The sequence below is a fragment of the Nocardioides sp. TRM66260-LWL genome (genome assembly GCF_020075545.1).
Taxonomy (GTDB): domain Bacteria; phylum Actinomycetota; class Actinomycetes; order Propionibacteriales; family Nocardioidaceae; genus Nocardioides.
Map to the genome: position 1 here is coordinate 225298 of NZ_JAIQZK010000005.1, position 12601 is coordinate 237898.

Sequence of the window (12601 nt, forward strand, 5' to 3'; positions counted from 1 at the left end):
CTCAGGCGTCCTCGGAGAGGGTGACCTCGATGCCGCCGAGCAGCGAGGCGGCCATGTTGTAGAGGAACGCCGCGAGGGTCGCAACGGCGGTGATCAGCACGACGTTGATCGCCGAGACGACCATCGTGAAGCCCAGGACGCGGCTGGTGCCGAGGTAGTCGGTGACGTCGAACCTCTGCGCGGTGTCGCCGCCGACGATGTCGCGCACCGTCTGGTTGATCGACTCCCAGACGCCGGCGGCGCTCAGCACCGTCCAGACCATGAGGACGGCCACCACGCTGACGATCGCGAAGGCGACGGCCAGTAGGAAGGAGGTCTTCATGACCGACCACGGGTCGATCGTCGAGAGCCGCAGCCGGGCCCGACGCGGGTTGCGGCGCGCGTCGGCCGTCGCCTTCGCGGCCGGGCCGCCGGCCTCGGCCATCGACTGCAGCCGCGTGTTCAGCTGCTCGGTGGCGGGGGCCTGGGCGGCCGTGTCGTCGCTGCGTGCGGTACCAGCCATCAGGCCTGGTCCTCCCCGTCGGTCGTGGCGTCCGTGGCGACGCCGGCCTCGGCACCGGCGTCCGGGACCTGCGACTCGTCGTCTGCGGCGATTGTTGCATCCGCGCCCGCAGCGTCCTCCTCGTCGTCGGCCTTCGCCTCGACCGAACGGGTCACCACCGCCACGGCGTCGCCGGAGCGGAAGGACACGAACTTCACGCCCTGCGTCGAACGGCCGGTCGGACGGAACTCCTCGTTGATCGGGCTGCGCACCACCTGGCCGCCCTGGGTGATCGAGAGGATCTCGTCGCCGTCCTCGACGATGAACGCGCCGACCAGGCCGCCGCGGTCCTCGTTGGCCAGGGCCATCGCCTTGACGCCCTTGGTGCCGCGGTTGGTGAGCCGGTAGTCGCTGATGCGGGTGCGCTTGGCGAAGCCGCCGTCGGTCATGGTGAAGACGTACTGGACGTTCTCGTCGGAGTCCTCGGCCTGCGCCTGCGCTGCGCGGATCACCGACATCGACAGGACGGCGTCCTCGCCGCCGAGCTCCATGCCGCGGACGCCGGACGTGGCGCGGCCCATCGGACGCAGCTGCTCGTCGGCCGCCGAGAACCTCACGGCCTGGCCGCGGCGCGAGACCAGCAGGATCTCGTCCTCGGGGAAGACCAGCTCGGCGCCGATCAGCTCGTCGTCGTCGTCGCGGAAGTTGATCGCGATGACGCCGGCCTGCCGCGGCGAGTTGTAGTCGCCCAGGCGGGTCTTCTTCACCAGGCCCGCGCGGGTGGCGAGCACCAGGTACGGCGCCTGCTCGTAGTCGCGGATCGCCAGCACCTGCGCGATCGACTCGTCGGGCTGGAACGACAGCAGCCCGGCGACGTGCCCGCCCTTCGCGTCGCGCGCCGCCTCGGGCAGGTTGTAGGCCTTCGTGCGGTAGACCCGGCCGGCCGTGGTGAAGAACAGCAGCCAGTGGTGGTTGGTGGTCGCGATGAAGTGCTCGACGACGTCGTCGCCGCGCAGCGTCGCGCCGCGCACGCCCTTGCCGCCCCGCTTCTGCGTGCGGTACGCGTGCCGCTGGGTGCGCTTGGCGTACCCGCCGCGGGTGATGGAGACGACGAGCTCCTCGTCGGGGATGAGGTCCTCCATCGAGAGGTCGCCGTCGGCCGCGATGATCTGGCTGCGCCGCTCGTCGCCGTACTTGTCGACGATCTCGGTGAGCTCGTCGGAGACGATCTGACGCTGCCGCGCGACGTTGGCGAGGATGTCCTGGAGGTCGGCGATGGTGCGCTCGATCTCGGCCAGGTCGTCGATGATCTTCTGCCGCTCGAGCGCGGCCAGCCGCCGCAGCTGCATGTCGAGGATCGCGTTGGCCTGGATCTCGTCGATCTCCAGCAGCTCGATCAGGCCCTGACGCGCGTCGTCGACCTCGGGGCTGCGCCGGATCAGCGCGATCACCTCGTCGAGCATGTCGAGCGCCTTCACGAGGCCGCGCAGGATGTGGGCGCGCTCCTCGGCCTTGCGCAGCCGGAACTCGGTGCGCCGGCGGATGACCTCGATCTGGTGCTCGACCCAGTTGGAGATGAACTGGTCGATCGTCAGCGTGCGCGGCACGCCGTCGACCAGCGCCAGCATGTTGGCGCTGAAGTTGGTCTGCAGCTCGGTGTGCTTGAGCAGGTTGTTCAGGACGACGCGGGCCACGGCGTCGCGCTTGAGCACGACGACCAGCCGCTGGCCGGTGCGGTCGGAGGTGTCGTCACGGACATCCGAGATGCCCTGCACCTTGCCCGAGAGCGCCAGGTCGGCGATCTTCTCGGCCAGGTTGTCGGGGTTCACCATGTACGGCAGCTCGGTGATCACCAGGCAGGTGCGGCCGCGGGCGTCCTCGTCGACCTCGATCACCGCGCGCTGAGTGATCGAGCCGCGACCGGTGCGGTAGGCCTGCTCGATGCCGGCGGTGCCGACGATCAGCGCGCCGTTGGGGAAGTCGGGGCCCTTGACCCGCTCGATCAGGGCGTCCTGCAGCTCCTCGCGGGAGGCGTCCGGGTGCTCCAGCGCCCACTTCGCGCCCTCGGCGACCTCGCGCAGGTTGTGCGGCGGGATGTTGGTGGCCATGCCGACCGCGATGCCGGCCGAGCCGTTGACCAGCAGGTTCGGGAACCGCGACGGCAGGACGACGGGCTCCTGCGAGCGGCCGTCGTAGTTCGGCTGGAAGTCGACGGTCTCCTCGTCGATGTCGCGGACCATCTCCATCGCCAGCGGCGCCATGCGGCATTCGGTGTACCGCATGGCCGCCGCGGCGTCGTTGCCCGGCGAGCCGAAGTTGCCCTGGCCCTGGATCAGGGGCGCGCGCATGACCCACGGCTGCGCCAGGCGCACGAGGGTGTCGTAGATCGCGGAGTCGCCGTGCGGGTGGTACTGACCCATGACGTCGCCGACGACGCGGCTGCACTTGGAGAAGCCGCGGTCGGGCCGGTACCCGCCGTCGTACATCGCGTACAGGACGCGGCGGTGCACCGGCTTGAGGCCGTCGCGGACGTCGGGCAGCGCCCGGCCGACGATGACGGCCATCGCGTAGTCGATGTACGCGCGCTGCATCGAGGTCTGCAGCTCGACGGGCTCGACGCGGCCGCCGGTGGGAGGAACGGTGCCGTCGGTGGGCGTCTCGGTCACGATCAGTCTCTCTGTCTGGATCTAGGAGTGTCTAGGGCTGGCGGTAGAGGGCGGGATACGGCCCCAGACCTAGATGTCCAGGAATCGGACGTCCTTGGCGTTGCGCTGGATGAAGGAGCGGCGCTGCTCGACGTCCTCGCCCATGAGGATCGAGAAGATCTCGTCGGCGTGTGCGGCGTCGTCGAGGGTGACCTGGAGCATGAGCCGGTTGTCGGGGTCCATGGTGGTCTCCCACAGCTCCTTGGCGTTCATCTCGCCGAGGCCCTTGTAGCGCTGCACCGGGTTCTCCTTGGGCAGCTTCTTGCCGGCCTCGAGACCCGCGCGCATCAGCGCGTCGCGCTCGGCGTCGGAGTAGACGAACTCGTGCTCGGCCGGCTTGTTCCACCGCAGGCGGTACAGCGGCGGCTGGGCCATGTAGACGTAGCCGCCCTCGATCAGCGGCTTCATGAACCGGAACAGCAGCGTCAGCAGGAGCGTGTTGATGTGGTGGCCGTCGACGTCGGCGTCGGCCATCAGCACGACCTTGTGGTAGCGCAGCTTCTCGATCGAGAACTCGTCGTGGATGCCGGTGCCGAGCGCGGAGATGATCGACTGCACCTCGGTGTTGCCGAGCACCTTGTCGATGCGCGCCTTCTCGACGTTGAGGATCTTGCCGCGGATCGGGAGGATCGCCTGGATGCGCGGATCGCGGCCCTGCCGCGCCGAGCCGCCGGCGGAGTCGCCCTCGACGATGAAGACCTCGCACTCCTCGGGGTTCGTCGACTGGCAGTCCGAGAGCTTGCCGGGCAGACCGCCGCCGGAGCCGAAGCCCTTGCGCGAGCGGGCGAGGTCGCGCGCCTTCCGCGCGGCGATGCGGGCGGACGCCGCGGCCTGCGCCTTGCGGACGATGTCCTTGCCCTCCGCGGGGTTCTGCTCCAGCCACGCGCCGAGCTGGTCGTTGACCACGCGCTGCACGAAGCCCTTGGCCTCGGTGTTGCCGAGCTTGGTCTTGGTCTGGCCCTCGAACTGCGGCTCGCCGATCTTGACCGAGATGATCGCGGTGAGGCCCTCGCGGATGTCGTCGCCGCTGACGCGGTCGTCGGGCTTCTTCATCAGGCCCCACTCGAGGCCGGCGTTGTTGATCAGCGAGGTGAGCGCCGCACGGAAGCCCTCCTCGTGCGTGCCGCCCTCGTGGGTGTTGATGGTGTTGGCGAAGGTGTGGACCGACTCGGTGTACGAGGTGTTCCACTGCATCGCGATCTCGACGCTCATGTGGTTCTCGACCGACTCGGGCGTCTCGGCCTCGAAGCTGATGACCGACGGGTTGGCCACCTGCTTCTTGCGGTTGATGTGCTCGACGTAGTCGACCAGGCCGCGGTCGAACTTGAACACCTGCTCCAGGCCGCCGGTGTGCGAGCGGCCGATGCCGGCGGTCTCGACGTCCTGGCCGGCCTCGGCCGCGCCGGTCTCGCCCTCGACGGCGTCGACGATGCCCGCCGCGTCCGGGCGCTCGTCGCGCACGACGATCTCGAGGCCCTTGTTGAGGAAGGCCATCTCGCGGATGCGGGTGGTGATGGTCTCCAGCGAGTACACCGTGGTCTCGAAGATGTCGGGGCTCGGGTAGAAGGTGACGGTCGTGCCGGTGCGCTCGCCCTCGGCCATCGGACGCACCTGCTGCAGCGGGCCGTCGGGGTCGCCGAGGCTGAAGGTCTGACGCCACTCGTGGCCGCGGTTGCGCACCTCGACGATCAGGTGGCTCGACAGCGCGTTGACCACCGAGATGCCGACGCCGTGCAGGCCGCCGGACACCTTGTAGCCGCCGCCGCCGAACTTGCCGCCGGCGTGTAGCACGGTGAGCGCGATCGTGACGGCGGGCAGCTCCTGCCCGGGCGCGGTGTCGGTGGGGATGCCGCGGCCGTTGTCCTCGACCCGCACGCCGCCGTCGGCGAGCAGGGTGACGACGATGCGGTCGCAGTGGCCGGCCAGCGCCTCGTCCACGGCGTTGTCGACGATCTCCCACACGAGGTGGTGCAGGCCGCGCTCGCCGGTGGAGCCGATGTACATGCCGGGACGCTTGCGCACGGCCTCGAGGCCCTCGAGGACCTGGATCGCCGACGCGTCGTAGGACACCTCGTCGGGCACCGCGCCCGCATCGGCGGTCGTCGTCGTCGCGGCCACGGTGCCGGCGTCGGTCGCCGGAGCCTGATCGGTCACGTGCACCTCTTCTGTTCCGGCTCGACCCCGAGCCTGGCGGGCTCGCCCGCGCGCGCGGACTCCTCCCAGCCTACCGGCAGAAGGGCCCGTGGCCACGTCAGACGGGCCCGCGACCTGTGCACAGGGCGTCCCCCACGTCGCCAGAAGGCCTCCGAGCGGCCCGGGAAGGCCCGTGAGAGCCGCCGCGGGGGTCCCGACCTACTCCCCCCAACGTCCGACGGCCGCCGTGACGCCCCTGCGGCGGCCTCAGCCGTAGGTGTCGCGGGGGCCTCGGGCGCCGCGCACCGAGCGGCGCCCCTTGCTCCAGCTGGGCGCGTGCGGGCCGGCGACCTCGAGCGTCGTGACGGCCCCCTCGCCGAGCTCCTCGGCGAGCCGACGCATCACCTGCGGGGTCAGCAGACGCAGCTGCGTGGCCCACGCGGTGGAGTCGGTGCGCACCAGCAGCCGGCCGTCGACGAACGACTCCGGCGTGCAGTGCGAGGCGATCTCGGCGCCGACCACCTCGGGCCAGCGGGCGAAGAGGCCGTGCACGCGCAGGTCGAGCGCCCAGCCGCGGTCGCGGACGAGGCGGGAGAAGGTGGCGTCGAGCAGCTGCGGGTCGCGCTCGTCGGGGTGCGCGCCGCTGAAGCCGGAGCGGCCGCGGGCGTTGGACTCCTCGACGCGGCCGGCCCCGCCGGCCTTGCCCGGGCGACGACGCCGGGTCGCGCGGGGCGTGCTGCCCGCCGCGGAGCGCATGGCGTCACGCGCGAGGTCGAGGCCGTCGTCGCGGTGGGTCTCGACAGGCTCGACCGCCGAACCCCGCTCGTCCACCGAACCCCGCTCGACCACCGAACTCGGGTCAGGCTCGGTCCGGTCCTCCTGGTCCTCAGGCGTCACGCGTCACCGTCCCGTCCGCCACGGTGTAGCGGACGCCGGCGAGCGCGGGCGGCACGTCCTCGGGCACGGCGGCCGTGACGAGCACCTGCTCGGCCCCGGCGACCAGCTCGGCGAGCTGCGCGCGGCGCCCGGTGTCGAGCTCGGCGAAGACGTCGTCGAGCACCAGGATCGGGTCGTCGCCGTCGGCCCGCAGCAGCTCGTAGGACGCCAGCCGCAGCGCCAGCGCGAACGACCAGGACTCGCCGTGACTGGCGTACCCCTTGACCGGCAGCCGGGTCGAGCCGTCCGCGTCGCCGTGGCCCAGGGAGAGCAGCAGCTCGTCGCGGTGCGGGCCGACGAGGGAGACGCCGCGGTCGAGCTCGTCGCGGCGTCGCTCCTCGATGCCGGCGAGGATCGCCTCGGCCAGCGTCGACGCGGTGCGCTGCTCCCGATCGTCCGGCACGCCGACGGAGGCGCGGTACTCGATCGCGGCGTCGTCGCGCCGGGCCCCGCGTGCCACGGCCTCGTAGGCGGTGCCGACGAAGGGACGCAGGTCGTCGACGAGCCGCAGCCGGTGCGCCAGCAGCTCGCCGCCGACCCGGGCCAGGCTCTCGTCCCAGACCCCGAGCGTGGCCAGGGCGCCCTCGCCGCCGCGACGGGCCGCGCCGGCGGTCTTGAGCAGGGTGTTGCGCTGGCGCAGGATCCGCTCGTAGTCGGCCCGGGCGCCGGCCAGCCGCGGGATGCGCAGCACCAGCAGGTCGTCGAGGAAGCGTCGCCGGTCGGACGGGTCTCCCTTGACCAGCGTCAGGTCGTCCGGGGCGAAGACGACCGTGCGCACGAGGCCGACGAGGTCGCGCACCTTCGGCAGCGGCGAGCGGTTGATGCGACCGCGGTTGGCCCGACCGGGGTTGATCTCGACCTCGAGCACCGCCGTGCGTCCGTCCTTCACCACCGCGGCCCGGACGACGGCCTGCGGCGCGCCCGACCGCACCAGCGGCGCGTCGGTCGCGACGCGGTGCGAGGAGAGCCGTGAGAGGTAGTCGATCGCCTCGACCAGGTTCGTCTTCCCCTGGCCGTTGCGACCGACGAACGCCGTGACGCCCGGCTCCAGCGCCACGTCGACCGCGCCGTAGCTGCGGAAGTCGTGCAGCGTCAGGTGCGAGACGTGCATGGGCGGATCCGGTCGGGGGTCGGGACGGGACGGGCGGGAGCGATCAGGACGCGTCGCCGCCGGCCGGCGGGCCGGCGTGCACGGCGTGACCGCCGAACTGGTTGCGCATCGCCGCGATCGCCTTCATCGCCGGGCTGTCGTCCTGGCGGGAGGTGAAGCGGGCGAAGAGCGAGGCCGCGATGACGTGCATCGGCACGGCGTGGTCGATGGCCGCCTCGACGGTCCACCGGCCCTCGCCGGAGTCGTCGGCGTAGCCGCGCAGGGCGTCGAGGTGGGCGTCCTCGTCGAGCGCGTTGACCAGGAGGTCGAGCAGCCAGGAGCGGATGACCGTGCCCTGGCGCCAGGAGCCGAACACCTCGGGCACGTTCTCGACGAGGTCGGTGGCCTCGAGCAGCTCCCAGCCCTCGGCGTAGGCCTGCATCATCGCGTACTCGATGCCGTTGTGGACCATCTTGGCGAAGTGGCCCGCGCCCGGCTTGGAGCCGGCGTGGACGAAGCCGCCGTCGGCCGGCTTGAGCGCGTCGAGGGCGGGCTGGACGAGCGCGATCTGCTCGGCCGGGCCGCCGACCATGAGCGCGTAGCCGTTCTGCAGGCCCCACACGCCGCCGGAGACGCCGCAGTCGACGAAGCCGATGCCGCGCTGCGCGAGCTGCTCGGCGTGGGCGGCGTCGTCGGTGTACTTGGAGTTGCCGCCGTCGACGACCAGGTCGCCCTCGGAGAGCAGGTCGGCGAGCTCGTCGATCGTCTGGTGGGTCGGATCGCCGGCGGGGACCATCACCCACACGACGCGGGGCGCCGGGAGCGCCTCGACGAGCGCGGCGAGCGAGTCGACGTCCGCCAGGTCGGGGTTGCGGTCGAAGCCGACCACGGTGTGCCCGGCCTGACGCAGCCGGGTGCGCATGTTGCCGCCCATCTTGCCGAGACCGACGAGTCCGATGTCCACGTGTCACTCCTCCTGCGCTGGGCGGGGCCCGCTGATGTCTGCTGGGTGCCGGTGTCCGGCGGCGGCGACGCTACTCGCGTGAGATGACGTCGGTGAGACCCGGACGGGTCGGCCGGGTCACGGGGCGTCAGGACAGCAGGCGGCGCGGCATCAGCAGGTACCGGAAGCCGGCGTCCTGCCCGTCGTCGCGGTGGCCGCTGAGCACCACCGGCTTGGACGCCTGGGTGAAGGCCAGCTCGACGCTGCCCTCGTCGATCGCGCCGAGGCCGTCGAGCAGGAACTGCGGGTTGAAGCCGGTGGTGAGGTCGTCGCCGGAGATGCTCGCCTCGATCGACTCCGAGGCCTGGGCCTCGTCGCCGGAGCCGGCGTCGAGGGTCAGGACGCCGTCGGCGAACGCGAGCTGCACCGCGGTGTTGCGCTCGGCCACCAGCGCGACGCGCTTGACCGACTCGACCAGCGCGGCCTTGTCGACCGTCGCGATCGTGAGGTGCTCGGCGGGGAAGAGGCTGCGGACCTTCGGGAACTCGCCGTCGAGGAGGCGGGTCGTGGTGCGGCGGACGCCGCCGGGAGCCGCGCCCTCGAAGCCGATGATGCCCTCGCCCTGACCACCGGCCGAGAGCGCGATCGTCACCTCTCCGCTGCCGGCCAGCGCCTTGGCGGTGTCGCCGAGCACCTTGGCCGGGATGAGCGCGGCGAGGGTGAGGTCGGGGGTGCGCGGGCTCCAGGTGATCTCGCGCTGGCTGAGGCGGAAGCGGTCGGTGGCGAGCAGCGAGATCGTGTCGCCGTCGATCTCCAGGCGGACGCCGGTGAGCACCGGCAGCATGTCGTCGCGGCCGGCGGCGGTGACGGCCTGGCTCACCGCGTGGGCGAACACCTCGCCGTCGACCGTGCCGGTGGCGCCCGGCATGTCGGGCAGCGTCGGGTAGTCGGAGACCGGCATCGTCTGGAGGCTGAAGCGCGCCGAGCCGCAGGTCAGCGACACGCGGGCGCCGTCGAGGACCATGTCGACCGGCTTGGCCGGGAGGCTGCGGCAGATGTCGGCGAGCAGGCGTCCACTGACCAGCACCGTGCCGGGCGTGGTGACCTCGGCGGTGAGCGTGGCGCGCGCGGAGGTCTCGTAGTCGAAGGTCGACAGCACCAGGCCCTCGTCGCCCGCGGTGATCAGCAGGCCGGCCAGGACGGGGTTGCTCGGGCGGGCGGGGAGGCTGCGCGCGGCCCAGGCGACGGCGTCGGCCAGCACGTCGCGTTCGACGCGGAACTTCACAGGAGCGGTCCTTCGACGTGAGAGCGGGTGGGTGCCGAATCCTGCCATGCGCGTCGGGACCGTGCGAGGGGCGGGCGCTGGTGGTCCCGCTGCGAGGGGCGCCGCTTGCTCGACTCGGTGGGCGTCATCCCCAGGGAGGGGCCCGGGTGGTGGAGGTGGAGGACCTGGTGCGTGTGGAGGTCCATGGTCGTCATAGCGTCTGTGGACTCTGTGGACGAATGACGTCATCGCAGGTCGTGCGGCGCGATCGCCGTGCACAGCCGGGTGTGCACGGGATGTGGGCGACCCGACCCCGGGTGTGGGCCTCGACGCGGCCGTGTGGGCTCGGCGCCGGGGGCGTCACAGATCCTCCCCGTGTAGTTCGCACCTCGAGGAGGGCGTCGTCCACAGGGCGACTCAGGCCTGGCGGGCCTGCATCTTGACGCGGTTGGTCAGCTCGGAGACCTGGTTGAAGACCGCGCGTCGCTCGGCGAGCAGCTGGTTGATCTTCCGGTCGGCGTACATGACGGTGGTGTGGTCTCGGTTGCCGAACTGCGCACCGATCTTCGGCAGCGACAGGTCGGTCAGCTCGCGGCACAGGTACATGGCGATCTGGCGGGCCATCACCAGGTGGCGCCCGCGGCTCGGCCCGGTGAGCTCCTCGATCGAGAGCCCGAAGTAGGCGGCCGTCTGGGCGATGATCAGCCCGGCGGTGATCTCGGGCTCGCCGCCCTCGGGGATCAGGTCCTTCAGCACGATCTCGGCGAGGGTCATGTCGACCTCCTGCCGGTTGAGGGCGGCGAAGGCGGTGACGCGGATGAGCGCGCCCTCGAGCTCGCGGATGTTGGTGTGGATCTTCGAGGCGATGAACTCGAGCACGTCCGGCGGCGCGGTGAGCCGGTCCATCGCCGCCTTCTTGCGCAGGATCGCGATGCGGGTCTCGAGGTCGGGCGGCTGGACGTCGGTGATCAGGCCCCACTCGAACCGGTTGCGCAGTCGGTCCTCGAGCGCCTCGAGGCGCTTGGGCGCGCGGTCGGAGGTGAGCACGATCTGCTTGTTCGCGTTGTGGAGCGTGTTGAAGGTGTGGAAGAACTCCTCCTGCGTCTGGGTCTTCCCCTCCAGGAACTGGATGTCGTCGATCAGCAGCACGTCGACGTCGCGGTACCGGCGCTTGAAGCGGTCCTGCCGGTCGTCGCGGATGGCGTTGATGAACTCGTTGGTGAACTCCTCGCTCGAGACGTAGCGCACGGCCGCGCCGGAGTAGAGCGAGCGGACGTAGTGGCCGATGGCGTGGAGCAGGTGGGTCTTGCCGAGTCCGGAGTCGCCGTAGACGAGCAGCGGGTTGTAGGCCTTGCCCGGCGCCTCGGCGACGGCCACGGCGGCCGCGTGCGGGAAGCGGTTGGAGGAGCCGATGACGAAGGTCTCGAAGGTGTACTTCGGGTTGAGGCGGGTCTCGGGGGCGCCTGCGGCGCGGACGGGCGCCACCGGGTCGTCAGATCGATATGTCGACAAGTCGTCCTGAATCGGCTGCGGCCAGGACGTGGGGGCCTCTGCGCGGGCGTCCTCGACGGGGTCGGGCACGGCGCTGACGGCCGGTCGCGGCGGCGTGGCGTCGACCTCGAGCTCGGGGTTGACCGTGACGGCGATGCGGATCTCGCGGCCGAAGCGCTCGCTCAGCGCGTTCTCGAGCTGACCCCGCAGGCGTCCCTCGAGCTGGCCCCGGGTGAAGTCGTCCGGCACCGCGACGATGGCGGTGTTGCCGTGGAGGGTGACCGGCTCGCTGTTGCGCACCCAGGCGGCCTGGTGCGGCTGGAGCTCGCCGAGGACGTCGCGCCAGGTGCGGTGCAGGCGGGCGTCGTCGCCTTGCTCCCGTACGTCGTCCATGCCGCTGTCCCTCCGTCCGCGACGACCGGCGCCGTCGCACGTCCACAGTATTTTCCACAGGTTGTGCATCGACCGCCCGGGGGTCGGGGTGCGCGACCGCCGGCGTCGGACCGGACCGCACTCACCACCGCGTTCGTGCAGGTCATGTGCACAGTTCCCGGATCAAGGCGCTCGGAGTGCCGGCGATGCGGGGTCTCCTTCGACCGCGCCTCGCCGCCCCGGGAGGAGCCCCGAAGGTAGTCGGCGCGACCTCGCACCGGCAAGGATTCATCCACAGGCGCGGCGGCGGTGGGATGGACGGGCGTCGCGCCGGTTTGACCCCCCTTCGCGCGGACGCGTACCGTTTCGTGGTCACCGGTGCGACCGGTGCCGCATGTCCATGCCGGGAGCGGCGTGGGTGGGCGGTGCCAGCCGAACGGCCATCGCAGAACCACTTCCCATCGAAAGAGGCACGCTCGTGAGCAAGCGCACCTACCAGCCCAACAACCGTCGCCGTCACAAGGTGCACGGCTTCCGCCTGCGCATGCGCACCCGCGCCGGGCGCGCGATCCTCTCGGACCGCCGCCGCAAGGGTCGCAAGAGCCTCGCCGTCTGATCGACGCGCGTGCTGCCGTCGCAGCACCGGCTGCGTGATCCCCAGGACTTCCGGCTCGCCACCCGTCGAGGGCGGCGAGCCGGGTCTGCTTCGGTGGTCGTGCATGCGCTCGAGGGCGCAGCGCCGGTGCGCGTCGGCTTCGTCGTGAGCAAGGGAGTCGGCAACGCCGTGGTCCGCAACCGGGTCAAGCGTCGTCTTCGCGCGCTCGTGGCCGAGCGCTTGGCGCACCTCGACGGCTCGATCGTCGTCGTGCGGGCCCAGCCGGCCGCCGCGACGTCCTCCTCGGCGCAACTCGGCGCCGACCTCGATCGTTGTCTCCAGCGGGTGTGCCCGTGAGACTCCTCCTGATCGCGCTGCTGCGTGCGTACCGTGCGCTCATCAGCCCGCTCTACGGCCAGGTCTGCCGGTACCACCCCTCCTGCTCGGCCTACGCCCTCGAGGCGGTGCAGGTGCACGGCTCGCTGCGCGGCAGCTGGCTCGCGCTGCGGCGGCTCGGCCGCTGTCATCCGTGGGCGGCCGGGGGCTACGACCCCGTGCCGCACTCCCCCGCAACCCGAGAAGGAGTCTGAC

General features: G+C 71.6%; 11 protein-coding genes. 3 read left to right on the forward strand and 8 right to left on the reverse strand.

What is annotated here, in order from left to right; translation table 11 throughout:
* Position 1: 1 nt before the first annotated feature.
* The 8 genes from K8Z61_RS13700 to dnaA all read right to left on the reverse strand — a co-directional run bounded on the left by K8Z61_RS13700 (position 2) and on the right by dnaA (position 11436).
* Positions 2–502, reverse strand: a complete 501-nt coding sequence (locus tag K8Z61_RS13700) for a DUF3566 domain-containing protein (RefSeq protein ID WP_224130442.1) — start codon at positions 500–502, stop codon at positions 2–4.
* Positions 502–3147, reverse strand: coding sequence for a DNA gyrase subunit A (gene gyrA / locus K8Z61_RS13705; protein WP_224130443.1), 2646 nt, complete (start codon positions 3145–3147; stop codon positions 502–504). The genes K8Z61_RS13700 and gyrA overlap by 1 nt, the downstream gene beginning before the upstream one ends.
* A 69-nt stretch (positions 3148–3216) precedes the next feature.
* Positions 3217–5304, reverse strand: a complete 2088-nt coding sequence (gyrB, locus tag K8Z61_RS13710; protein ID WP_224130523.1) for a DNA topoisomerase (ATP-hydrolyzing) subunit B — start codon at positions 5302–5304, stop codon at positions 3217–3219.
* Between the two features lie 282 nt (positions 5305–5586).
* Positions 5587–6150, reverse strand: coding sequence for a DUF721 domain-containing protein (locus K8Z61_RS13715; protein ID WP_224130444.1), 564 nt, complete (start codon positions 6148–6150; stop codon positions 5587–5589).
* 55 nt (positions 6151–6205) lie between these two features.
* Positions 6206–7366: a DNA replication/repair protein RecF gene (gene recF, locus K8Z61_RS13720; RefSeq protein WP_224130445.1), complete on the reverse strand. Its 1161-nt coding sequence runs from the start codon at positions 7364–7366 to the stop codon at positions 6206–6208.
* 43 nt (positions 7367–7409) lie between these two features.
* Positions 7410–8309: a phosphogluconate dehydrogenase (NAD(+)-dependent, decarboxylating) gene (gene gnd / locus K8Z61_RS13725; RefSeq protein ID WP_224130446.1), complete on the reverse strand. Its 900-nt coding sequence runs from the start codon at positions 8307–8309 to the stop codon at positions 7410–7412.
* A 127-nt stretch (positions 8310–8436) separates the two neighbouring features.
* Complete coding sequence (gene dnaN / locus K8Z61_RS13730) at positions 8437–9573, reverse strand: DNA polymerase III subunit beta (protein WP_224130447.1); 1137 nt, start codon at positions 9571–9573, stop codon at positions 8437–8439.
* 396 nt (positions 9574–9969) lie between these two features.
* Positions 9970–11436 (reverse strand): chromosomal replication initiator protein DnaA, encoded by a 1467-nt coding sequence (dnaA, locus tag K8Z61_RS13735; RefSeq protein WP_224130448.1) that lies wholly within the window; start codon positions 11434–11436, stop codon positions 9970–9972.
* A 457-nt stretch (positions 11437–11893) separates the two neighbouring features.
* Between dnaA and rpmH the strand changes: the two genes are divergently transcribed.
* The 3 genes from rpmH to yidD are packed head-to-tail and all read left to right on the forward strand — an operon-like array spanning position 11894 to position 12600.
* The gene (gene rpmH / locus K8Z61_RS13740) at positions 11894–12031 is read left to right on the forward strand and encodes a 50S ribosomal protein L34 (protein WP_134765807.1); all 138 of its coding nucleotides are present in this window, start codon (positions 11894–11896) and stop codon (positions 12029–12031) included.
* Positions 12032–12040: 9 nt separating this feature from the next.
* Positions 12041–12367, forward strand: coding sequence for a ribonuclease P protein component (gene rnpA / locus K8Z61_RS13745; RefSeq protein ID WP_224130449.1), 327 nt, complete (start codon positions 12041–12043; stop codon positions 12365–12367).
* Positions 12364–12600, forward strand: a complete 237-nt coding sequence (gene yidD, locus K8Z61_RS13750) for a membrane protein insertion efficiency factor YidD (protein WP_224130450.1) — start codon at positions 12364–12366, stop codon at positions 12598–12600. Before rnpA ends, yidD begins: the two co-directional genes overlap by 4 nt.
* The last annotated feature ends 1 nt before the right edge of the window (position 12601 follow it).